Origin of the sequence: uncultured Bradyrhizobium sp. (assembly GCF_936943645.1) — a bacterium.
GTDB lineage: Bacteria > Pseudomonadota > Alphaproteobacteria > Rhizobiales > Xanthobacteraceae > Bradyrhizobium.
The window spans coordinates 24,791-46,235 of the sequence record NZ_CAKZJO010000079.1; the positions used below are offsets into that span (position 1 = coordinate 24,791).

The 21,445-nt window shown below is 65.9% G+C and carries 18 protein-coding genes; 10 read left to right on the forward strand and 8 right to left on the reverse strand.

The window, feature by feature from the left end:
• Nucleotides 1-65: 65 nt before the first annotated feature.
• On the forward strand, nt 66-1,163 hold the full coding sequence (locus Q0743_RS20505; protein ID WP_298243391.1) for an LLM class flavin-dependent oxidoreductase: 1,098 nt from the start codon (nt 66-68) through the stop codon (nt 1,161-1,163).
• A gap of 120 nt (nt 1,164-1,283) precedes the next feature.
• Nucleotides 1,284-1,805 carry a flavin reductase family protein gene (locus Q0743_RS20510; RefSeq protein ID WP_298243392.1) on the forward strand — a complete coding sequence of 174 codons (522 nt, stop codon included), beginning with the start codon at nt 1,284-1,286 and terminating at the stop codon, nt 1,803-1,805.
• Between the two features lie 209 nt (nt 1,806-2,014).
• Here Q0743_RS20510 and Q0743_RS20515 read toward each other — a convergent pair whose 3' ends face one another.
• The 5 genes from Q0743_RS20515 to Q0743_RS20535 form a co-directional block, all read right to left on the reverse strand.
• Nucleotides 2,015-3,871 carry a sigma-54-dependent Fis family transcriptional regulator gene (locus tag Q0743_RS20515; RefSeq protein ID WP_298243308.1) on the reverse strand — a complete coding sequence of 619 codons (1,857 nt, stop codon included), beginning with the start codon at nt 3,869-3,871 and terminating at the stop codon, nt 2,015-2,017.
• Nucleotides 3,872-3,967: 96 nt separating this feature from the next.
• A complete protein-coding gene (locus Q0743_RS20520; protein ID WP_298243309.1) occupies nt 3,968-7,273 on the reverse strand; it encodes a carboxyl transferase domain-containing protein in 3,306 nt (1,101 codons plus the stop codon).
• Between the two features lie 12 nt (nt 7,274-7,285).
• The gene (locus Q0743_RS20525; protein ID WP_298243310.1) at nt 7,286-9,007 is read right to left on the reverse strand and encodes an AMP-binding protein; all 1,722 of its coding nucleotides are present in this window, start codon (nt 9,005-9,007) and stop codon (nt 7,286-7,288) included.
• A 150-nt stretch (nt 9,008-9,157) separates the two neighbouring features.
• Nucleotides 9,158-9,814, reverse strand: coding sequence for an aspartate/glutamate racemase family protein (locus tag Q0743_RS20530; protein ID WP_298243311.1), 657 nt, complete (start codon nt 9,812-9,814; stop codon nt 9,158-9,160).
• Nucleotide 9,815: 1 nt separating this feature from the next.
• Nucleotides 9,816-10,586 carry a GntR family transcriptional regulator gene (locus Q0743_RS20535; RefSeq protein WP_298243312.1) on the reverse strand — a complete coding sequence of 257 codons (771 nt, stop codon included), beginning with the start codon at nt 10,584-10,586 and terminating at the stop codon, nt 9,816-9,818.
• A 210-nt stretch (nt 10,587-10,796) separates the two neighbouring features.
• Between Q0743_RS20535 and Q0743_RS20540 the strand changes: the two genes are divergently transcribed.
• From Q0743_RS20540 to Q0743_RS20560, 5 genes are read left to right on the forward strand one after another with little or no spacing between them, the layout of a single operon-like run.
• Complete coding sequence (locus Q0743_RS20540; protein ID WP_298243313.1) at nt 10,797-11,909, forward strand: ABC transporter ATP-binding protein; 1,113 nt, start codon at nt 10,797-10,799, stop codon at nt 11,907-11,909.
• A 1-nt stretch (nt 11,910) separates the two neighbouring features.
• Nucleotides 11,911-12,960, forward strand: a complete 1,050-nt coding sequence (locus Q0743_RS20545; protein WP_298243314.1) for an extracellular solute-binding protein — start codon at nt 11,911-11,913, stop codon at nt 12,958-12,960.
• Nucleotides 12,961-13,818 carry an ABC transporter permease gene (locus tag Q0743_RS20550; protein WP_298243315.1) on the forward strand — a complete coding sequence of 286 codons (858 nt, stop codon included), beginning with the start codon at nt 12,961-12,963 and terminating at the stop codon, nt 13,816-13,818.
• A complete protein-coding gene (locus Q0743_RS20555; RefSeq protein ID WP_298243316.1) occupies nt 13,808-14,617 on the forward strand; it encodes an ABC transporter permease in 810 nt (269 codons plus the stop codon). Before Q0743_RS20550 ends, Q0743_RS20555 begins: the two co-directional genes overlap by 11 nt.
• Nucleotides 14,618-14,619: 2 nt before the next feature.
• Nucleotides 14,620-15,519 (forward strand): polysaccharide deacetylase family protein, encoded by a 900-nt coding sequence (locus tag Q0743_RS20560; protein ID WP_298243317.1) that lies wholly within the window; start codon nt 14,620-14,622, stop codon nt 15,517-15,519.
• Here Q0743_RS20560 and Q0743_RS20565 read toward each other — a convergent pair.
• Both Q0743_RS20565 and Q0743_RS20570 read right to left on the reverse strand, forming a co-directional pair.
• Nucleotides 15,516-17,198 carry a methyl-accepting chemotaxis protein gene (locus Q0743_RS20565; RefSeq protein ID WP_298243318.1) on the reverse strand — a complete coding sequence of 561 codons (1,683 nt, stop codon included), beginning with the start codon at nt 17,196-17,198 and terminating at the stop codon, nt 15,516-15,518. The genes Q0743_RS20560 and Q0743_RS20565 overlap by 4 nt on opposite strands.
• 95 nt (nt 17,199-17,293) lie before the next feature.
• Nucleotides 17,294-18,979 carry a methyl-accepting chemotaxis protein gene (locus Q0743_RS20570; RefSeq protein WP_298243319.1) on the reverse strand — a complete coding sequence of 562 codons (1,686 nt, stop codon included), beginning with the start codon at nt 18,977-18,979 and terminating at the stop codon, nt 17,294-17,296.
• A 336-nt stretch (nt 18,980-19,315) separates the two neighbouring features.
• Here Q0743_RS20570 and Q0743_RS20575 point away from each other — a divergent pair, with 336 nt between their 5' ends.
• Both Q0743_RS20575 and Q0743_RS20580 read left to right on the forward strand, forming a co-directional pair.
• Entirely contained in the window at nt 19,316-19,816 is a 501-nt protein-coding gene (locus tag Q0743_RS20575) for a hypothetical protein (protein ID WP_298243320.1), read from the forward strand.
• Between the two features lie 10 nt (nt 19,817-19,826).
• Nucleotides 19,827-20,300 (forward strand): hypothetical protein, encoded by a 474-nt coding sequence (locus Q0743_RS20580; RefSeq protein WP_298243321.1) that lies wholly within the window; start codon nt 19,827-19,829, stop codon nt 20,298-20,300.
• A 3-nt stretch (nt 20,301-20,303) separates the two neighbouring features.
• Here the strand turns inward: Q0743_RS20580 and Q0743_RS20585 are convergent, their stop codons facing one another.
• Entirely contained in the window at nt 20,304-20,903 is a 600-nt protein-coding gene (locus Q0743_RS20585; protein ID WP_298243322.1) for a TetR/AcrR family transcriptional regulator, read from the reverse strand.
• A gap of 157 nt (nt 20,904-21,060) precedes the next feature.
• Between Q0743_RS20585 and Q0743_RS20590 the strand changes: the two genes are divergently transcribed.
• Nucleotides 21,061-21,438: a tautomerase family protein gene (locus Q0743_RS20590; protein ID WP_298243323.1), complete on the forward strand. Its 378-nt coding sequence runs from the start codon at nt 21,061-21,063 to the stop codon at nt 21,436-21,438.
• Nucleotides 21,439-21,445 lie beyond the last annotated feature (7 nt).

Here is a 21,445-nt window from a genome sequence, read left to right on the forward strand (position 1 = left end):
TGAAGCTTGGCTGCTCAACTCCGTCAACGCGCGACAAGACGCGTCAACATCAGATGAGGAAACCTATGGAGATCGGCTATTTCACGATGCCTTCGCATCCGCCGGAGTGCGGCCTGAAGGAAGGAAACGACTGGGACCTGCAGGTCATGCGCTGGCTCGACGAGCTCGGCTATCAGGAGGCCTGGGTCGGCGAGCACCACACCGCCCCCTGGGAACCCAATCCCACGCCTGACCTTCTGATAGCGCAGGCCTTGATGCAGACCAAGCGCTTGCGCATCGGACCGGGCGGCTTCCTGCTGCCCTATCACCATCCCGCCGAGCTCGCCAACCGCGTTGCGATGCTCGACCATCTCTCCGAGGGGCGGCTCAATTTCGGCGTCGCCGCATCGGGCCTGCCGAGCGACTGGGCGATGTTCAACGTCGACGGCATGAGCGGCCAGAACCGCGACATGACGCGCGAGGCGCTGGAGATCATCCTCAAGCTGTGGACCGAGCCCGCCCCCTTCACCCACAAGGGCAAGTTCTGGACGGTGACCAAGCCGGACACGATGTTCGATTTCCTCAAGCCGCACATCAAGCCGCTGCAGGCGCCGCATCCGCCGATCGGCGTTGCGGGCCTGTCGAAGAACTCGGACACGCTGAAGCTTGCCGGCGAGCGCGGCTTCATCCCGATGAGCCTCAACCTCAACCCGGCCTATGTCTCCAGCCATTGGGACTCCGTCGTAACAGGCGCTGCCAAAACCGGCCGCAAGCCGAACCGTGCGGACTGGCGGCTGGTGCGCGAGGTCTTCGTCGCCGACACTGACGAGGAGGCATGGAAGCTCTCGACCGGCGACATGATGGGCCGGATGATGAGCGAGTACTTCCTGCCGCTGCTCGGCCATTTCGGCTTCAAGGACTATCTGAAGCACGCGCCCGACGTGCCCGACAGCGATGTCACCGTCGAATATTGCGCCAAGCGGAACTGGATCGTCGGCTCGCCTGCGACCGTCGCCGAGAAGATCGAGAAGATCTACGACGAGGTCGGTGGCTTCGGCGTGCTGCTGGTGTTCGGCTTCGACTACAAGCACAAGGCCGAGGCCTGGCACCACTCGCTCTCGCTTCTGAAGAACGAGGTGATGCCGCGCCTTGCGCATCTCGGCTCCGCGAAGAAGGCGGCTTGACGCATCGCGGGTGCGGCGCGATCGTGCCGCACCCGCTGCTATTTCGGAGATTTCCGCGTGACGGCCGACGCCAGTCCTCTCGACGCCAATCCTCTCGACGCAAAGGATTTCAAGCAGGCAATGCGGCAATGCGCCGGCGCCGTGGCGCTGGTGACGGTCGGCGCCGAGCACGGCAAGCGCACCGGGCTGACGGTGACCTCGGCCTGCTCGTTGTCGGACAAGCCGCCCTCGCTGATCGTCTGTGTCAACCGCAATGCCAGCGCGCATGCGCGCATCCGCGAGGAAGGCGCGTTCGCGATCAACTTCCTGCACGAGGATCACGCCCTGCTCGCGCTCACCTTCAGCGGCCAGAAGGGCGTCAACGGTGACGACCGCTTTGCGTTCGGGCAGTGGACGCGCGGCGTGACCGGCGCACCGGTGCTGACAGATGCCGTCGCCGCCTTCGATTGCGTGCTGGCGCAGGAGTTCGAGACGACGACGCATTCGATCTTCGTCGGCGAGGTGCGGGGGGTGTCGCATCTGGCGTCCGCTGCGCCGCTGGTGTATTTGCGCAGCAGCTTCCATACGCCGCACGAGATCCGCGAGACCGTTTCAGTCGGCGACCTCGATTCGCGGCATTTGAGCTGGACGGATTTTTCGTAAGGGGTCTCGCCGCGACCACAGTATCGTAGGGTGGGCAAAGCGGAGCGTGCCCACGTGCTGTCTATTTGGTGAGAGAACGTGGGCACGGCGCAAGTGCGCCTTTGCCCACCCTACGATTCCTGAGCTGCATGGATTTTTCGTAAGGCGCGGCTCTTCCCTTTTCCCCTTGTGGGAGAAGGGGAAGAACGCCTGTGGCTCGCTGCACGACGTTACTGCGCCGTCTCGATCTTCATCGCCTTGATCTTCCGATACAACGTCGCGCGGCTGAGCTTCAGCGCGCGGGCAGCTTCAGTGACGCGGCCGCCATGCTTGCGCAAGGCGTCAATGATGGTCGCGCGTTCGGCACTCGCAAGATCCGGCTCAGCCGAGGCGCCGCCGAACGGCGGCAGATCGAGATCCGCATCGGTGATGACGCCATTCTCCGCCGTGCAGCCGGCGAGCCGCAGGACGTGGCGAAGCTGGCGCATGTTGCCGGGATAGGAATAGGCGGCCAGCTGCGCCCAGGCTTCGCTGGAGAGCCGGCAGCCCGGCGCCTCCTCGCGCGCGATCTGGCGGATGATGTCGTCGCGGTCAGCGCGGTCACGCAAGGCCGGCAGCCGCACCTCCATGCCACGGAGACGGAAGTAAAGATCCGCACGAAAGGCGCCCTCTTCCGCCATGCGGCCGAGATCGCGGTGGGTGGCGCTGATCAGGCGGATGTCGACGGCGACGGGCTTGAGCGCGCCGAGCGGCCAGACCTCGCGGTTCTCCAAGACGCGCAGCAACCGCGTCTGTAGCGCGATCGGCATGTCGCCGATCTCGTCCAGGAACAGCGTGCCGCCATGGGCCTGCACGATCAGGCCCTTCGAGCCGTCGCGCCGCGCGCCGGTGAAGGCGCCGGCTTCATAGCCGAACAGTTCGGCATCGATCAGGCTCTCGGGCATCGCCGCGCAGTTCAGCGCGACATAATCATGCCGCGCGCGGTTGCTGGCGGCATGAATGGCGCGCGCGAACACGTCCTTGCCGACGCCGGTCTCGCCCTGCAGCAGCACCGGCAGATCGTGATCGACGACGGCGCCGAGCCGCTTCACGCTCTTGATCATCGCGGGATCGCTGCCGGCAAGCCGGTGCAGCGCGTCGAAGCGGCCGACGGCCGCCGCGCGGCGCGGCGCCATCGACTTCGCACGCAGCGGCGGCGCAACGTGACCCTGGCCCAACGTACTGCCATCGGCGCGGCGCAGCTCGACGACATCGTACGCGCCCCGCATACCCCGATGGTCGAGCTCGACGTAGCGAGACAGATCGATGCCGGATGCAATCAGGCCGTCGGTGAGGCCCAGCAGCGCACGCGCCGAGCGGCAGGCACCGACGATGCGGCGGTCGTCGTCATAGGCGAGCAGGCCGCTGCCACCGTCGCCCGGCACGGTCGCGATCCAGGCGTTGCGGAAATGATCGCGGAAGATCGCGCCCTCCATCCGCCGCGTCGCTTCCATCGTCACCGCAAGTGCAAGCTGATGCGCGGCGCGTTCGAGATCCACGCGGCATGAGGTGATGTTGACCGCGCCGGCGAGCCGCCCCGTCTGGTCGAACAGCGGCGCCACAGCGCAGGAGAACATGTGCCATTGCGCGCGAAAATGCTCGTCGCGATGCACCAGGATCGGCTTCTGCTCGGCGAGGCAGGTCCCGAGGCCATTGGTGCCTTCGAACGTCTCGGCAAAGTTCGAGCCCGTATAGATCTTCCAATCCATGAACATCCGCGCGTCGGCCTCGCCCGGCAGGCGGCTGAACAGCATCGTCGCGTTCGCGTCAGCCAGATTGACGCAATAGCCGGCGTCACGCAGCACGCGGGCAAGATTGTCGAGCTCGGGTGTCAGCAGCCGGATGATCTCTTCCATGGGCTCGGCGACGTGGCGGATCTCGGCTTCGGTGAGCGTCTGCGGCGGCCCCTGCCGGGCCGGATCGAGCTTGTGATTGACGAGGCACCGCCGCCAGGAGTTTTCAATGCGCGACGAGGCATCGACGTCGGCCACATGACTGGCCACGGACAAGACACGGGCGACATGGTTCGAGGCCGAAAGGCTGGCCATCGCGGACGTCTCCACCCTGTATTATTGTGCAAAGTCTGGCACCACAGGCGGGGATGTCAATCGGGAACCGGGACGCAGGCTATTGCTGCACTGCCCTCACCACGTGTCGATGCACGGCCGCTTCTTCTGCGTCCGCGCCGGCGGCTTCGGCACCGACCGGAGACCTGCCATGATCCAGCGCCGGGTCTCGGCGGGGTCGATGACGTTGTCGATCTCGAACACCGAGGCGATCGAGACGGCCTTGCCGTTGGCATAGAGCTCGGCGACCTTGTTGCGGTAATAGGTCTCGCGCTCCTCGGGGTCGGCGATCGCCTCCATCTCCTTGCGGAAGCCGAGGCGGACATAGCCTTCCAGACCCATGCCGCCGAACTCGCCGGTCGGCCAGGCCGCGGTGAAGAACGAGGCATGGAAGCCGCCGCCGATCATCGACTGCGCCCCCAAGCCATAGCCCTTTCGCAGCACGATGCCGAACAAGGGTACGGTGAGGCTGGCGCCGGTCACGAACATGCGCGAGACGTGACGGACGATCGCGGTCTTCTCGGCTTCAGGGCCGACCATGAAGCCGGGCGTGTCGCATAGCGAGACCACGGGCAGGTCGAACGCGTCGCAGAGCTGCAGGAAGCGTGCGGCCTTGTCGCCGGCATCGGCGTCGATGGCGCCGCCGAGATGGCGTGGATTGTTGGCGATCAGGCCGAACGGCTTGCCCTCGATGCGGATCAGCGCAGTGATCATGCCGACGCCATAGTCGCGGCGCAGCTCCAGCACACTGTCCTTGTCGGCGACGAGGTCGATCACGCTGCGGATGTCGTAGACGCGCAGGCGGTTCTCGGGGATGGCGCGACGCAGCAGGCGCTGATCGGCCGCCTCCCAATCCGTCACCGCGCCCTGGAAGTAGGACAGGTATTTCTGCGCGACGGACGTCGCCTCCTCCTCGTGCTCGACCAGGATGTCGATGACGCCGTTCGGCGACTGGAACGAGACAGGGCCGACCTCGGCCGGATGATAGACGCCGAGGCCGCCGCCCTCGATCATGGCAGGACCGCCCATGCCGATCGAGGCATTCTTGGTGGCGATGATGACGTCGCAGCAGCCGAGCATCGCGGCGTTGCCGGCGAAGCAATAGCCGGAGACGACGCCGACGACGGGCACGAGGCCGGAGAGCCTTGCGAATTGCACGAAGGACGGGCCGTCGAGCCCGGTCATGCCGAGCCTGTCGGTGTCGCCGGGCCGGCCGCCGCCACCTTCGGCATAGAACACCAGCGGCACGCGCCAATCTTCCGCCAAGGTCAGCATGCGGTCGATCTTCTTGTGGTTCATGTGGCCCTGCGTGCCCGCGAGCACCGTGTAGTCGTAGGCTACGACGATGCAGCGCGCGCCCTCGGCGCCGAATTTCTCGCCGTTCACCGTGGCGACGCCCATGACGAGGCCGTCGGCCGGCGTGTTCTTGACGAGGTCGTCGAGCTTGCGCCGGCGGCGCTGCGCCGCGATCGCGAGGCTGCCATACTCCATGAAGGAGCCGTCATCGACGAGCTGGACAACGTTCTCGCGCGCGGTGCGCTGATTGGTGTTGCGGCGGCGCTCGACCGAGGCCGGCCGGTTCGCGTCCAGCGTGTTGGCCTGGCGTGCGATCAGCTCGGCCAGATCAGGGCGGATGTGGTCGAGGTCGATATCGGCTTCCGCCGCCGCGCTGTCGGCCGCGACGTCGAGCGGCTCGAGATACATGATCGGCTCGCCATGCAGCAGCGTGACGCCATCGCCGGCCACGAGCTTCATGACGCGGCCGCCCTGCTCAGCCATCACGAGATGCTCCATCTTCATGGACTCGATCACGGCAAGCTGCTGGCCGGGGCGCACGATCTCCCCCTTCCTGACCTGGATGGTGACGATGGTCCCCTGCAATGGCGCCGCGACCATCACCGTGCCTTCGGGCACGATCTGCGTGACGTGGGCCTCGGTGCCGTGAGCACCACTGTGCTCTGTCGCCGCGAAGTAGAGCGGCTTTGCGGCACCGTCGGCCGCCTCAACCAGCTTTGCGATGTTGCGGTCGATGAAGTCCGTTGCGATGCGGTTGATCCTGAAATCCGGATGCGCCAGCACCGCCTGGAGGAAGGCGATGTTGGTGACGACGCCGTCGATGCGGAATTCGCGCAGGGCGCGCGAGGCTTTTGCGACGACGTCGTGCCAGGCTTCGCCCGGCGTGTGCACGATGACTTTTGCGAGCAGCGAGTCGAAGGCCGCGCTGGTCTTGTAGCCGGCATAGCCAAAGCTATCGACGCGGACGCCCGGTCCTGACGGCGGCTCGAACACGGCGAGCACCCCGCCGGTCGGGTGCGTGGCACCTGTCTCATCCAGCGTCTCCATGTTGACGCGCAGCTGCATGGCATAGCCGCGCGGCTTCGGGATCGATCCCTGCGCCAGGCCGAGCGAGGCCAGCGTGCTGCCTGCGGCGACCGCGAGCTGGGCGCGGACCAGATCGAGGCCGAGCACCTCTTCCGTCACCGTGTGCTCCACCTGGAGCCGGGGATTGGCCTCGATGAAGGCAAAGCTGTCCTCGGCCGTGCCGTCGACCAGGAACTCGAAGGTGCCGAGATTGTCGTAAGTGGCCGCCGTCGCAAGTTGCCTGGCCGCCTCGATGATGCGGCCGCGCAGGGGATCGCTCAGCGACGGGCTCGGCGCGACCTCGACCAGTTTCTGGTGGCGCCGCTGGATGGTGCATTCGCGCTCCCAGAGATGGGTGATCGCGCCATGATGATCGCCGATGATCTGCACCTCGATGTGTCGCGCCTGCCGGATCAGCCGCTCGGCATAGACGCCGTCGAAGCCGAACGCGGCCTTGGCCTCGGACTGGCAGCGCGCATAGGCTTCCGCGAGATCGGATGCGTTCTCGACGACGCGCATGCCGCGGCCGCCGCCGCCGGCCATCGCCTTGATGACGATGGCCGCGCTGCTGCCGAGCGAGGCGAAGAACGCCGAAACATCTTCCAGCGAGGAAGGCCCGCTCGTGCCGGCGATGATCGGAACGCCGCAGCGTTTTGCGAGCTGCCGTGCGGCCACCTTGTCGCCGAACAGTTCGAGCGCGGCCGGCTTCGGGCCGACGAAGGTGAGGCCGGCGTCAGCGCAGGCTTTCGCGAAGCCTGCGTTCTCGCTGAGGAAGCCATAGCCGGGATGGACGGCGTCGCAGCCGGCGCTCTTCGCCGCCTTCACAACCGCATCGATGTCGAGATAGGCCCGGGCGCCACGGCCGGGGATTTCGACGGCGTCATCGGCCACGCGCACGTGCAGCGACAGCGCATCATCGGCAGGATGGATCGCGACCGTATCGATGCCAGCATCGGCCGCAGCGCGTGCGATGCGGATGGCGATCTCGCCGCGATTGGCAATCAGGAGCTTCTTGAACGACATCGTATCTCTCAACTAAACGGCAGCAGGACTATTCGGATCGAGATCCTGCTTCTTCACCTTGCCCGTCGCCGTCAGCGGCAGGGCATCGATCATACGCACTTCCGGGACCTTGTAGACGGCCATGCGCTCGGCGCACCAGGCGCGCAGCTCTTCCGCGGAAATGGTTCCGACCGCCTCCGGCTTGAGCTGGATGTAGGCCACCGGCACCTGCCCCTTGTCGGGATCGTCGCGTCCGACCACGCCCGAGCCCAGCACTTTCGGATGCTGCCCGAGCAGCGCCTCGATCTCCGGCGGAAACACGCTCATGCCCTTGACCTTGAGCATCTCCTTGCGGCGGCCGAGGAAGTGCAGGAAGCCGTCCTTGTCGATGGTGCCGATGTCGCCGGTGCGCAGCCAGCCGTCGATCAGCGATTCCGCGGTTGCCTCCGGCTTGTTCCAGTAGCTCTTGAGCAGCGAGGGCGTGCGCACGCGGATCTCGCCTTCGGCGCCGAGCGGCAGCAGCGCGCCGGTCTCGAAATCGGTGATCTTGAACTCGGCGCCGGGGACCGGCAGGCCGACGAAGATCGGCTGGTTGTTGAGATCGAAATCGTCGTCCTGGAAGCCGGCCGTGAAGGTGTTGGAGGTGTGGGTCTCGGTCATGCCCCACGCCGCCTCCATCAGGATCGTGCCGGTGAGATCCTTCCAGCGCTTGCGATAGTCGGCGTTGAGCTTCTTGACGAAGGAGACGACGCGGACCTGCTTCAGGGACGACAGGTCGAACTCGCTCCAGCGCGGATGGTCCATCAGCTCGACCGCGCCGTCGACCGGCATTGCGGTGATCGTGACCTTGTACTTGTCGATCGCCGCCATCGCGCCGACGGCGTCCCAGCGCGCGAGCAGCACCAGCGAGCCGCCCGAGAACAGCGGGAAGATCAGGCCGAAATTTTCACCCGCGATCCAGAATTCCGGGAAGAACGACAGGAACACGCTGCGCTCGTCCGACAGCACCGAGATGCCGTAATTGGCTGCGGCGGTGTAGACCATGTCCCGATGGGTGTGGACGCAGCCCTTGGGCATGCCGGTGGTGCCGCCGGTGTAATTGAGCGCGGCGACATCATCGAGCCCGGGCGGCGGCAGCGGGATCGGCGCAGGCATCGCGGCCAGCGCCGGCAGCAGATCGGTCGCGCCTTCGACCGCAATGCGAGGCGTGCGGATCGAGTCCGGCGCGGGAAAGGCAGGCGTTGCCGGAACGACATCGGCAAAGCTGGTGACGATGATGTCGCGCAGGCGCACCTCGCCGCGGACCTGCTCGACGACGGGGATGAGCTGGTCGAGGGCCACGATCACTTCGGCCTGGGTGTCGTTGAGCTCGTAGGACAGCTCGAAGGCGCGCGACAGCGGACTGACCGGGACGTGCACCGCGCCGAGCTTCAGGATGCCGAAGAACACGATGTGGAATTGCGGGCAGTTCGGCAGGAACACGGCGACGCGATCGCCCCTGCGCACGCCCTTGGCCGCCAGCAGGGCCGCGAAGCGGTCGCTCTGTTGGTCGAGCTCGGCATAGGTCGTGACGTGACCGTAGAAGATCACCGCAGGCCGCGTGGGGCTCCGCTTCGCCCAGGCCCGCAGATATTCCGTCAAGGGAACTTCGCCGTGCAGATAGTTCGGCGAGCGCGGCATGCCCTTCGGCCAAGCCTTGTCCCACAGGCCGCGCAAGGTGGCGAGGTAGCTGTTCTCGTCGAGGCCCGCGTTCATGACGTCTTTCCCGTGCTGCTTTTCTTCTCGCGAAGGCACGCAACGGTGCCGTCGAACGACATCGTTACACGTCGAGCACGGCAGAGGTCATGTCAAGGAAAACAGTTTTCCGCACCACGGCCGATGCCGCGACGCGGAAAAAATCGGAGGTCACGTCGTGACGAGCCCGATGATCCGCCTCACGGCAGACGCGATCGGTGCGATGACCGGCACAACGAACATCGGCTGAAGGTCGCGCGCCGCTTCACCCAATGGCCCGCCGCCGATGATGACCGCTTCGGCTCCGTCCTGCTCGATGCAGGCCTTGACCGCATCGGCCAGAGCCGCGCGCAAACGTGCGGGATCGCGTATCAGCTGCTGCGGGTCGCCATCGGCAAAGCGCGTGCCGGTGTAGCGCGAACGCAATTTCAGCGCGTCCGGCAGGGCATCGATCTTCGCCTTCAGCAGCGGCGTCGTGGTCGCCACGCCGAAGCGGCGGCCATTCTCCGCGGCCTCCCGCATCGCGGACTCGCCGATACCGACCGCAGGCAGATCCATCGCCGTCCTGATGCCGGCAAGGCCGGGATCGCCGAATGCTGCCACGATGATGCCGTCGCAGGAATTCCGGTGCAAATGCGCAATCTCCTCGACCTCGGGCGCGGCGGCCTCCAGCGCATCGGCGGAGACGATCATCGAGGGCGCGCGTGTTGCCGTCGCTCCGGTGATGTCGAAGCCATCCGCAGCGACCGACTTTGCAATGGCCACCATCATCGCGGTGGTGGCCTCAAGGCTGTTCGGATTGATAAGGAGGATGCGGCGGACCGCCATGCTAGCCGCCAGCCCGCCCGCGCGCATCGATCTCCCGGAAGATCGCCGTGAGCTCGTCGACCTCGTCCGCGCCCTCCTTCGGCCGGATCCGCTGCTCCATCTCCTCGATGTGGTGACGCATGGCATCGATCGCGCTGGCCTTGTCGCGGGCGAGGATCAGCGCGCCGATATCGGGGTGAGCGTCGGGCAGGCAATCCGGCTCGCCGGGTTGCTCGAACGTCGCGATCGCCAGCGAGGTTCGCAGCATCAGCTCGCGCGACATTTCCAGCAGCACGCGGTTGCCGGCGAGCTTGGCGACCAGGACGTGGAATTCCGCCGTCAGCGACAGTGAGGCCCAGCGGTCGTTGCGGTCGTGCCGCGCCTCCAGCTCCATATGCGCCTTCAGCTCGGCCCTGCCTGCCTTGTCCAGCCGGTCGATCGCAGCGCTCACCGTGGCCGTCTCGATGACCCGGCGCGCGGCCAGGATGTCCTTGGCTTCCTCCCAGCTCGGCCGATACACGAACGCGCCACGATTGGGGATCTGCATGACCACCTTGCGCGAGGCGAGATGGGACAGCGCCTGGCGAATGTGAATTCGCGTGGTGCCGAAGGCCTTCGCGAGCTTGTCCTCGCCTAGCTTGGCGCCCGGCTTGAGCCGCTTCTGGCTGATCGCGGTCAGGATGCCTTGCACCACGGGATCGTCGTCGGTGCTGCGGAGATCGATCGCGTCAGGCTCCTGACGCTTCGGCTCGGGACGCTTCGGCTTGCGCCTGAGAGGACGGCTTCGCTTCATGCGTCGATTTTACAGGATTCTGGAAGGTGGCCGCAGCCTATTTTTTATACAAACCTCTGCCATATTTGTTCACAATATAATCAATAAATTGGCGCCAATTTTTGGCGCCTATTATTTTGTCGAGCAGTTGCAAGACGTTGGCGAATGAACCGCGCTGGCACGACGATTGCTAACCCTGCCGCAGGTCACCTGCGGAGCATGGAGCTGGCGTTGAGTGAAGTACGCGGACATTCGCTGGATCTGAAGGGGGTCGGCCACGCCTTCGGCGCGACCGTTGCGCTCGACGAGATCAATCTCGCCGTTGCAGCCGGCGAGCTGATCGCGCTGCTCGGCCCGTCCGGCTGCGGCAAGACCACGATGCTTCAGATCATCGCGGGCTTCCTGCGTCCGTCCAGGGGCGAGGTCCGCTTCGACGGCGCGCGGGTCGAGCACATTCCCGCCAATCGCCGCCGCATCGGCATGGTGTTCCAGAACTATGCGCTGTTTCCGCATCTTTCCGTGTTCGAGAACGTCGCCTACGGACTGCGCGCGCGCAAAAGGCCCGGCGCGGAGGTCACGGCGAAGGTCGAGCAGATGCTGGGCCTCGCCCAGATGTCGGCGTTCGCACGCCGATTGCCCGGGGAGCTCTCCGGCGGCCAGCAGCAGCGCGTCGCACTTGCGCGCGCGCTCGCGATCGATCCCGGCCTCGTCCTGCTCGACGAGCCGTTCTCGGCGCTCGACAAGAATTTGCGCCTCGACATGCAGATCGAGATCAAGAGCCTTCTGAAGACGTTCGGCGTCACCTCCATCATCGTCACCCACGACCAGGAGGAAGCGCTGTCGATGGCCGATCGCATCGTCGTGCTCAGCAAGGGTCGCATCGAGCAGATCGACAGCCCGGATGCGCTCTACGACCGCCCGGCAAGTCTGTTCATCTCCAGTTTCATCGGCCACACCAATCTCCTGCGCGGCATCGTGACGGAGAACGATCGCGTGCTGCTGGACGCGGGGCCCGAGATCGACCTTGGGCGCTCCACACAGCGCCGGCGCGGCACCCCGGTGACGCTCTCGGTCCGGCCCGAGAACATCGCACTCGGCGCAGCTGACCGGCCCGACGCCATTCCCGTCACGATCCGCGCCACCGTGCCGCTCGGCGCCGTCAGCGTCACCGAGGGCCTCACAACGAGCGGCGAGGCCGTGAAGGTCAGCCAGGCCCGCGCCGCCGGCATCGCGAGGGCGCAGGCGGGAGAGGCGGCCTGGCTTGCGATCTCCGACGTCTCGCGCGTCAGCATTTTCAGCACGCCGGCCGACGGCGTCCCAGACCATCAGCAGAGGAGTGTTTGAAATGAGCCTATCCCGGAGATCGCTGCTCACATCAGGTTCGGCCGCGCTGGCGGCAGCAGGCCTGGGATGGCCGACATCGTCGCGCGCCGCGACCTCGATCGTCGCGACGACCTATCCCGGCAGTTTCGACGAAGCCTTCCGCGCGGTGGTCGGGCCGGCGTTCAAGAAGACCAGCGAGGGCGGCGTCACGTTCACACCCCTGCTCGGCGTCGATCAGATCGGCAAGATCCAGGCCTCGCGCAACGCGCCCCCCTTCGACGTGGTGCTGTTCGACGAGGGCCCGCTGATTCCAGCGATCACGAGCGGCGTGCTGCAGAAATTTCCGGCCGAGCAATCGAAGTCCTTTGCCGACATTCCAAGCGCGTTCCGTCATCCCGACGGTTATGCGCCTGTCATCACCTGCCAGCTGATCGGCATCGCCTACAATCCCAAGAAGATCGCCACGCCGCCGACGTCGTGGGAGGACCTCTGGAAGCCGGAATATAAGGGCCGCGTCGGCATCACCGGGCTCGGCTCGAGCCTCGGCACCGCCTTCATGGTCGAGATCGCCAAACTCAACGGCGGCTCGGAGACCAACATCGAGCCGGCTTTCGACGCCATCAAGAAACTGCTGCCGAATGTCGGCGCGATCGCCGCCTCGCCCGGCGCGCTGGCGGCGCTGTTCCAGCAAGGCGAGATCGATATCGCCTTCAATTTCTGGAACAACGTGGCGCTGCTGGCCGCCAAGGGTGTCGACATCGCTTTCGCCAAGCCGAAGTCCGGCGCAGTCGTGATCCGCACCAGCGCGCAGATCGTGAAGAACAACCAGGATCCGAAGGCGGTGCTCGACTATCTCGACACGGTCATGTCGGTCGAGACGCAGAAGGGCCTCGAGGCGGCTCCCTGGGTGATGATGCCGACCAACAGCAAGGTGGCGCTGACCGGCGCCAATCTCACCGTCGCCAAGAGCGTCGACGATCTCGTCGCCAACAATGTTCTGCTCGACTGGACCAAATTCCAGCCGCTCCGGGGCGAATGGATCACCCGCTTCAGCAAGGAAGTGAAGATCTAGATGAGCCCGGACAGCGCCACCGGAACGAATCAATTGCTGCCGGCGGTGCCGCTGGCAGCGCTGTTCTTCGCAGCCTTCGTGCTGCCGCTGGCCGCGCTCGTCGTGATCAGCCTGTTCCGCGACCCGCAATTCTCGGGCCTATCGCTGGTCCAATATGTGAGATTCCTGTCCGATCCGTTCAGCCTCAAGGTGCTCACGGACACGCTTTGGCTGGGGGCAGAGGTCGCGTTGGCCACGCTGATTCTCGCTTATCCGCTCGCGCTCGTCTACGTCGCGAGCGGCCCCTTCATGCGAACGCTGATCACCTTCCTGATCATGCTGCCGCTGTTGACCAGCACGGTGGTGCGCACCTTCGCCTGGATCGTCATCCTCGGCCGCGACGGCATCGTCAATTCGGCGATGCTGTCGCTCGGGTTCTGGCAGGCGCCGGCCCGGCTGCTCTACACATGGGAGGGCATGGTGCTGGCGCTGACCCAGATCCAGCTGCCGCTGATGGCGCTGCCGCTCATCAACAGCCTGCTGCGGCTCGACCGCAATCTGACGCGCGCGGCCGAGGGACTGGGAGCAAGCCGCGCCCGCATCTTCGTCACCGTCGTCCTGCCGCTGACGCTGCCGGGCGCCATCGCCGGCTGGCTGCTCGTCTTCGCTGCCGCCGCAACCGCCTTCATCACCCAGACGCTCGTCGGCGGCGGCCGCATTATCCTGATGCCGTCTCACATCTACCAACAGGCCGTCGGCGTACAGGACTGGCCGTTCGCAGCAGCGCTGTCCCTGATCTTCACGCTGGCCGTCACCGGCATCGTGTTTGCCGTCGGGGCGCTGTCCCGCCGCTACGTGCGAGGCGTTGATGCGGCATAGCTTGATTGACCGCCTCTATTCAGGCGTCGTCGGCGCAATCAGCGGCTTGGGCATGCTGTTGCTGCTGGCGCCGACGCTGGTCGTGCTCGTCATTTCCTTCACCGGCGGCATCACGCTGAAATTCCCGCCGCCGAGCTGGTCGCTGCGCTGGTACGTCGAACTGCTGCAATCGCAGGAGATCATCGAGCCCGCGCTGACCAGCCTCAAGGTCGCGGCGGCCGCAACGATCCTCTCCGCGGTGCTGGGCTGCGCGGCGGCGCTCGGCCTTGCCCGCAGCCAGCTGAAGATCGCGCGCCTGCTCGATGCTCTCTTCATGTCGCCGATGGTGCTGCCCGCGATGGCGTTCGGCCTGTCGCTGCTGCTGGTCTTCAACCTGCTCGGCATCCGCCTGTCCGCGGCAACGCTCGTGCTCGGCCACACCATCATTTGCGTGCCTTTCGTGATCCGGATGGTCGGCGCTTCCGTGCAGCAGCTCAATCCGGTGCTGATCACCTGCTCGCTCAGCCTGGGAGCCAGCCGCTGGTACACCTTCCGGCGCGTCACGCTGCCGCTGATCCGCCGCGGCATCCTCGCGAGCTGCTTCGTCGCATTCCTGACGTCGTTCGACAATGTGCCGGTGTCGCTGTTCCTGGCCGACGCCCGGACCGAGGTGCTGCCGATCAAGCTGTGGGCGATCCTCGAAGGAAGCCTCGACGTGCGGGTTGCCGCCGTCTCGGGCGTGATCGTGCTGCTGACACTGGCCGGTCTCGTCTGCGCGGAAATCTCCGGCGGCGTCAGCCGCCAGATCGGAAGCCGCTGACCATGTCGATCGAACGCGATCTTCGCGGATATGGCCGGGCACGCCCGGATATCATCTGGCCCAACGGCGCCCGCGTCGCGGTCTCGCTGGTGGTGAATTTCGAGGAGGGCGCCGAGCTCGCGGTCGAGCAGGGCGACGCGGAGACGGAACGCTATGGCGAAGTCGCCTCGACATCGCCGCCGGGCATCCGCGATCTCGTGCAGGAGCAGGTGTTCGACTATGGCATGCGTGCCGGCCTGTGGCGCTTCCTCGACGCCTTCGCCGGCGCCGGAATTCGCGCGACCTTCATGATGTGCGGCCGTGCGGTCGAGCGTGTTCCGGATCTGGCCCGGACCGTGACCGAAGCCGGCCACGAGCCGGCAGTACATGGCTGGCGCTGGCTGCCGCACGCGCTCTATGACAATGCCGAGGCAGAGCGCGGCGACATCGCGCGAACGCGGGACGTCATTGCACGCGCGACGGGGGTCACGCCGGCCGGCTTCATGTCCCGCGGCAGCCAGAGCGCCTGGACGCGCGACATTCTGGTCGAGCTCGGTTTCTCCTACGACTCGAACGCGCTCGACGACGACCTGCCCTATTGGAGCCGATCGCCGCGGGGAACGATGCTGGTGCTGCCCTACGGTTTCGACACCAACGACATGAAGTTCTTCCACCCGAACGGCTTTGTGCAGCCCGAGGACTTTTCGACCTATGTCGGCGCAGCGCTCGCGACGCTGGTCGAGGAAGCCGAGCGTGGGCAATCCTCGATGCTGTCAGTCGGCTTTCACTTGCGCATTTGCGGCCGCCCCGCACGCTTTCGTGCCGTGAAAGCCATTCTCGCCGAGCTGAAGCGGCTGGAAAGCCGCATCTGGATCGCAACGCGCGCCGACATCGCGGCGCACTTTCGCGGCGTGGCGCGCTAGGCGGCGCGCACGCCCGCGACGAAGGCGCTGACCTCGGTTTCGAGCGATTGCAGCTTCTGCGTCAGGCGGCCGCTCGATTGCAGCACGAGGCCGGCGGCCTGGCCGGTCGCAGCCGTGGCGTCGGTGACGCCGGAGATGTTTTGCGCGACCTGGTCGGTGCCGGAGGCGGCTTCCTGCACACTGTGCGCGATCGCCTGCGTGGCCGCGCCCTGCTCCTCGACCGCGGCGGCGATCGACGAGGAGATCTCGTTGACCTCCATGATGGTGGCGCGGATGCTTTCGATGTTGCCGACGACCTGATTGGTCTCGGCCTGGATCGCGGTGATCTGCGCGCCGATCTCGTCGGTCGCCTTGGCGGTCTGGCTTGCCAGCGACTTCACTTCGCTTGCAACCACCGCGAAGCCCTTGCCGGCCTCGCCGGCCCGCGCCGCCTCGATGGTGGCGTTGAGCGCGAGCAGATTGGTCTGCGATGCGATCTGGTTGATGAGGTCGATGACCTCGCCGATCTTATGCGCGGCCGCAGCCAGGCCCTGCACGGTGTCGTTGGTGCGCTGACCGTCGGCGGCGGCCTTGTCGGCCACGGTTGCGGCCTGCGCGACGCGCTGGCTGATCTCCGAGATCGAGGACGACAGCTCGCCTGCGGCGGAGGCCACCGTCTGCACGTTGGTCGAAGCCTGCTGGCAGGCCGTGGCAACGAAGCTTGCGCGATCGCTCGCCTTGTTCGCGGTATCAGACATGCCCTGCGCGGCCTGCTGCATCGCGCGCGCCTCGTTGAAGACGTCGCGAACGACCGCCTGGACGCTCGCCTCGAACTTGCCGGCGAGATCGGCCATCGCCTTGCGCTTCTCCCCGTCGGCCCGCTGCTTCAGCTCCTGCTGCTCGGCATGCATGCGGCCCACGGCCGACGCGTTGTCCTTGAACACGGCGAGCGCCTTGGCCAACGCGCCAACCTCGTTGCTGCGATCGGCGTAGGGCACCTCGAAGGCGCTGTCGCCGGCGGCGAGGCGCTCGGTCAGCGCGGTGATCGTGGCCAGCGGCCGGGTCACGCTGCGGCCGATCAGGAAGGAGGCGCCGAGGACCAGCACCAGCACGGCGAGGCAGACATAGCCGAACGTCATCGCGTTCTGACGGAACACGGCGTCGACGTCGTCGAGATAGATGCCGGTGCCGATGATCCAGCCCCAGGGCGCAAAGCCCTTCACATAGGAGATTTTCCCGACCGGCTGGTCGAAGCCGGGCTTCGGCCAGAGATAGCCATAGAAGCCCGCGCCCTGCTTCTTGACGACGTCAACGAACCCCATGAACAGCGCGTTGCCGGCGGGGTCCTTCATGCCGGACAGATCCTTGCCGTCGAGCTCCGGCTTGATCGGATGCATGACCATCCTGGGGGTCATGTCGTTGATCCAGAAATACTCGACCTTGTCGTAGCGCAGGCTCTTGATCTCGGCCATCGCGGCGGCCTGAGCCTGTTCGCGCGGAAGTTTTCCGTCGCTCTCGAGCTTCTGGTAATGGGCGAGGATGCCGTAGCCGACATCCACCATGTGCTGCGTCTTGGCCTGCCGGTCGGCGACCATCTGGGCACGGAGCGTCGAAAGCGCGATCGGCACGAGTGCGATCATGCCGAGCAGGCTGATGCCGACAATCAGAACCAGCTTGAAACTGATGCGGGAGAAAATCATCGGGGCTCGCGAAATTGGCGGTACGGATATGCCAATTTATCCCGATCTCCTTAGCAAAGCTTTAAGCATTCCGGTTCCCGGAATTTCAGCCCCCGTCAGGCCGCGCGGACGGAGGTGAGGAAGGAGCTGACCTTCTGCTTCAGGCTGGCGCTGTCGCTGGCGAGCGAACGTGCCGCGGTCAGAACCTGAGATGACGCCGCGCCCGTCTCGGACGCCCCGCGCTGCACGTCGGCGACGCCCGCCGACACCTGCTGCGTTCCGTGCGCCGCCTGCTGGACGTTGCGCGAAATCTCCTGGGTCGCGGTGCCCTGTTCCTCGACCGCTGCGGCAATCGCGGAAGCGATTTCCGAGAGGCCGCCGATGGTGTCGCCGATCTCCTTGATCGCCGCGACGGATTCGCCGGTCGCCGTCTGCATGCCGCTGACCTGCTCGCCGATCTCGCCGGTGGCCTTTGCGGTCTGCTCGGCCAGCAGCTTCACCTCCGAGGCGACGACGGCGAAGCCGCGGCCGGCTTCGCCAGCGCGCGCCGCCTCGATGGTGGCATTGAGCGCCAGGAGATTGGTCTGCGCCGCGATGCCGTTGATGAGCGCGACGATGTCGCCGATGCTGCTCGCTGCCCGCGCCAGCTCGTTGACCCGCTCGTTGGTCTTGTGCGCCTGCGCGACGGCCTCGCCGGCCATGCGGGCCGACGTCTGCACCTGCCGGCTGATCTCCGTGATCGAGGAGCTGAGCTCCTCGGTCGCCGCCGCGACCGACTGGACGTTGGTCGAGGCTTCGCCGGAAGCGGCAGTCACCGTCTTCGCAAGATCCTGCGACCTGTCGGCGGTCGAGGTCAGGGTGCCCGCGGAACTCTCGAGGTTGCCGGCGGCTTGCGAGACCGTCTCGATGATCGTGCCGACGGCCTGCTCGAAATCGTCGGCGAGGCGGTACATGTCCTGCTTGCGCTGGGCTGCAGTATCTGACCGCAACTTCTCCTGCTCGGCGCGCAGCTTCTCGCTCTCGGCCATCTGGTCTCGGAAATAGGTCGTGGCGCGCGCCATCTGGCCGACCTCGTCGGCCCGCTTGGCCTCGGGCAGATCGATCGTCAGATCACCGTCGGCCAGCGCCTGCATCGCCGCGCTGACGCCGCGGATGCTGCGGCTGACCGCGAAGCCGACGAGGCCGACGAGCCCGATCGCGGGAAGCGCGAGCAGCGCGATGATGCCGACGATCTTCCAGACCATCGCCATGAAGTCGGTCCAGATGTCGTCGACGAACACGCCGGTTCCGATGAAGATCTTCCACGGCGCAAAGCCCTTGACGTAGGATAGCTTCACGGCGGTCTTCGGATCGTCCTGCCGCAGCGGCCAGTCATAGGCGTAGGTGCCCTCGTTCTGCTTGCGCACGATGTCGAGGAGAGACGGGATGACGGGAACGCCGTTGCTGTCCTTGATGCCGGAGACGTCCTTGCCCATCAGCTTGGGGCTGGGATGAGCGAAGCCGACCTGATCGTAGGTATGGGCGAACAGATATTCGTCGCCGGAATAGCGGATCTTCAGCAATGCATCCTTGAAGCGCGCCTGCGCTTCCTCGCGCGTCAGCTGGCCCGCGACGGCCGCGGCCTCGAACTTTTCCGCAAGACTGTAGCCGGCGTCGACCATGGCCTTAAGCACGTTCACCCTGTCCTGATACATCCGCTGGTACATCGACCACAGCGCGATGCCGGTCACGCAGCAGATGGCCACTGCCATCGCAATGACGGCACTCAGGAGCTTGGTACGGATCGAGATCTGGTTCAACACGGTCGTTCTCTCTGAAGAGGGGCGCAGCAACATGCCAGCGCCGCGTGCAATCAATGTCTTGAGGCAATTCGACCATCGCCCGAATGGATCTGGTATGCCCTGATCGGCTTAAAGCGTCGTAAATCGAAACCCGCGATGCCCGTGCCTTCGCGGGGTCCGCGGCAACATGGTACGGTTTGAACGATTCAAGATTGGAGTCTTTCAACGAAGCAGTTCCCGCGTGCAACTCTAGAAGACCTCGATATCGCGCTTGCGTGCGTTGACTTGGAAGACGCTCTGGCCGAACGATCGGCACAGATCAGAAGCGGCGTGCGCGCTGCAGATGCCAGAGGCTCCATGCATCAATCGACACATCACGGGTCGCTCGACCTGCCGGCGCTGAGCGCCGGCGAACGGCTCTTCATCTGGGGATTCCGCGCCAAGGCGCGCAGCAGCGGCGCGGTGCCGACCGCAGCCGACATCCAGCAAGTGTACGACCACTTTCGCGTGGGCGATGCCGTGCTCTCGCTGGAATCGATCATCGAGATCTTCGCCTGCACGGCCCACACCGCCATCGAAGTGCATTGCCCGACCTGTCCGCGCATGTCGGACAGCGAGCGCGAAATCCTGCACGCCATCGCCGCGGCACAGCAGGACCGCATCGACATCGCGCGCGAACGCTTCGAGAGCTGGCTGCCGCCGGTCGGCGCCGATTGGGCGCTCGCGCCGGTGCGCGGGCTCGCAACGATCTTCCGCATGGCAGGCCTGATCCTGCCCGACCGGCAAGTGAGGGCCATCGACCGTGACCGCACCATGGCGATGAAGAGCTGGCTGGTCGGCAGCCCGACATTGCACTGACGAGATGCTCATGACACCGGATATCTGCGGAGCTGTGGCAACTCCCGAGGCCGGCGCAGCGCGGCTCTGCCCGCTGCAGGCGGCGCTTGCGGCGCATCCCTGCATCGAGAGCTGCGATGAGTTCTGCCGCGTCGCGCTGTCGCTGTTCCGCTTCATCGGCGCGGCCTATACCACCGGCGCGTCCGATTGCTGGGAAGCGGCCTATCGCTATGCCGACGAGGCACCGGGCATTTCGGACAGTCCGCTGCTGGTGGCCCGCGCTGCCGCGCTGGTCAGGATCCTGCGCAGCGGCCGGCCCTGCGAGCTGTGCTTCATGCCGCCGTCGTGCCGACGCCTGTCGAAGGACGAGTCGGAGTTGATGCGCCTGCTGACGGTCGCGCGCCGCAACCAGCCGGGCGAGCTCGAATCCATCGTCGGCCAGTTCGTCGGCTCCGGCAAGCAAGCCGCGGCGACACGGGCCGTGAACGCGCTCGCGCTGTGCTGACATCTAGCTGCCTTTCCTGCCGAGCACGAGATCGATCGTGTGCGCGGCGATCTTGCGCAATTGCGGCTCGTTGCCGAAGGCACGTTCGAGCACGGCGAGGCCGCGCGTCACCGTGATGATGTGCAGCGCCGCGGCCGCGGCATTGCCGTCGAATTCGCCCCGCGCCGCGCCCGCCGCCAGGGTGTCCTGAACCAGTGCGGTGATGCGCGAGATCAGGTTTGCAAACGCTTGGCGCGCGTCTTCATCCAGCCCCTCGCCTTCGGCCGCGCCAAGCTCCATCAGGCCGCGCGTGGTCGGACATCCCCGCGGCGGCGTGCCCGCGCGGAAATTGCCGATGGTCAGATCGAAGAACGCGGTGAGGCGCTTGCGCAGGGAGCCCGCCCCGAGCGCCTTCTGCAGCGCTGCGAGATAATCCTCCGCATAGCGTTCATAGGCCTGCAGGAACAGCGCTTCCTTGCTGCCGAAGGCGTTGTAGAGGCTGCCGCGCTGCACGCCGGCATCGCGCGCGATGTCGGACAGCGAGGTGCCGCGCACCCCGTTGCGCCAGAACTGGTCGAACGCGATGCGCAGGACCTCGTCATGATCGAATTCGCGCGGCCTCAAGCCCTGCCCCTCAAGATATTTGACATCATGTCAAGAACGTGCTTTCTCGACATCGTGTCAAAAACTGAACGGGATTGATAGTCCGTTCTACCAATCGGACCAACCGGCGAGGCGACTTGCACCGCCGGATCGAGCCCGCATGCAAAGGGACCAGCTCATGCCTCTGCTTCACATCGCGATGCGCGCCGGCAAGTCCGAGGCCTACCGGCAGGCGATCCTCGACGGCCTCTATCACGCCATGCGCGCGGCGCTCGACGTGCCCGAGGACGACGCGTTCATGTCCATCACCGAGCACGAGCCGGCGAACTTCCGCTGCGGCACGGGTTACGGTGTCGCGCGCAGCGACGACGCGTTGCTGATCCAGATCACCGTGTTCGCCTCGCGCACGCCTGAGCAGAAGAAGGCGCTGTATCGCCAGATCGCGGATCGTCTGGGCGCAAATCCGGGCATCCGGCGTGAAGACGTATTCGTCAACGTGCTCGATGCGCCCGCCGAAAACTGGTCGGTCGGGAACGGCGTCGCGCAGTTCGCCTGAGCCAGAC